Source organism: Catenulispora yoronensis (assembly GCF_039531695.1).
GTDB lineage: Bacteria > Actinomycetota > Actinomycetes > Streptomycetales > Catenulisporaceae > Catenulispora > Catenulispora yoronensis.
On record NZ_BAAAQN010000145.1, the window covers coordinates 1 to 1,213 of the forward strand.

Below are 1,213 nucleotides of genomic sequence, written 5' to 3' on the forward strand. Positions count from 1 at the left end.
CTAGTGAGCTGAGTTGATGTTTGGCCGTCGCCACGTGAGTCGCGATTTGAAGCAGGGGTCGTGGCTCGGTGGTGGCGGTTTTCGTTGAGTCGTGACGGGGTCCTGATTCTGCGCTGTGCTGCGGGTATGGGCGATTCGCGGCTGGAGCCGCTGGTGTTGACGGCTGACGAGCGGCGGACGCTGGAGAACTGGGTTCGGCGCCGTTCCACCGCGCAGGGACTGGCGTTGCGGGCCCGAATCGTGCTGGCCTGTGCAGACGGTGGCCCGAACATCGCGGTGGCCGCACGGTTGAAGGTGAACCGCGGCACGGTCAACCGGTGGCGGGCCCGGTTCCTGGCCGATCGGCTGGACGGGCTGTGCGACGAGCCCCGCCCCGGAGTGCCGCGCCGGATCACTGACGCCCAGGTCGAAGACGTGGTGGTCAAGACCCTGGAACAAGTTCCGGACGGGGCTACCCACTGGTCGACGCGCGATATGGCCGCCGCGGTGGGGCTGTCGCAGTCCAGCATCGTGCGGATCTGGCACGCCTTCGGACTCAAGCCGCACGCCACCGAGGACTTCAAAATCTCCACCGATCCGCAGCTGATCGACAAGATCCGGGATGTCGTGGGGCTGTACTTGGCGCCGCCGACGAACGCGGCGGTGTTCTGCGTGGACGAGAAACCCCAGATCCAGGCCCTGACCCGGTCCGCACCGGTGCTGCCGATGATCCCCGGCACTCCCGAGCGCCGCTCACACGACTACCACCGACACGGCACCGTCGACCTGTTCGCCGCCCTGAACACCGCCACCGGGAAGGTCATCGGCAAGGTCACCGCCCGACACGCCACCGCAGACTTCGTCGCGTTCCTGACCGAGATCGACTGCCAGGTCGACGCCGACCTGGCGGTCCATCTGATCTGCGACAACCTGTCCACCCACACCGCGCCGGCGGTCAAGACCTGGCTGCTGACCCACCCCCGGGTCGCGCTGCACTTCACCCCGACCTACTCCTCCTGGCTGAACCTGGTCGAACGGTGGTTCGCCGAGCTGCAGCGCCGCCGCCTGGACCGCGGCTGCTTCTGCTCCACCGACGAACTCACCTGCGCCCTGGAGGAATGGATCATGCTGTGGAACACCAACGCCAAGCCATTCAGATGGACCCGAAACGCCGAGCAGATCATCGACGCCATCGGCCACTACTGCACCCGAATCTCCAACTCAGCTCACTAGC

The 1,213-nt window shown here is 66.5% G+C and carries 1 protein-coding gene; it reads left to right on the top strand.

Annotation, left to right across the window (positions count from 1 at the left end):
* The first annotated feature begins 126 nt into the window (after positions 1 to 126).
* The gene (locus tag ABD481_RS46400) at positions 127 to 1,212 is read left to right on the top strand and encodes an IS630 family transposase (RefSeq protein ID WP_344672320.1); all 1,086 of its coding nucleotides are present in this window, start codon (positions 127 to 129) and stop codon (positions 1,210 to 1,212) included.
* Position 1,213 lies beyond the last annotated feature (1 nt).

Bases quoted from the DNA above. Each gene is read 5' to 3' on its own strand.
- ABD481_RS46400 (WP_344672320.1), top strand. From the start codon at position 127: ATGGGCGATTCGCGGCTGGAGCCGCTGGTGTTGACGGCTGACGAGCGG.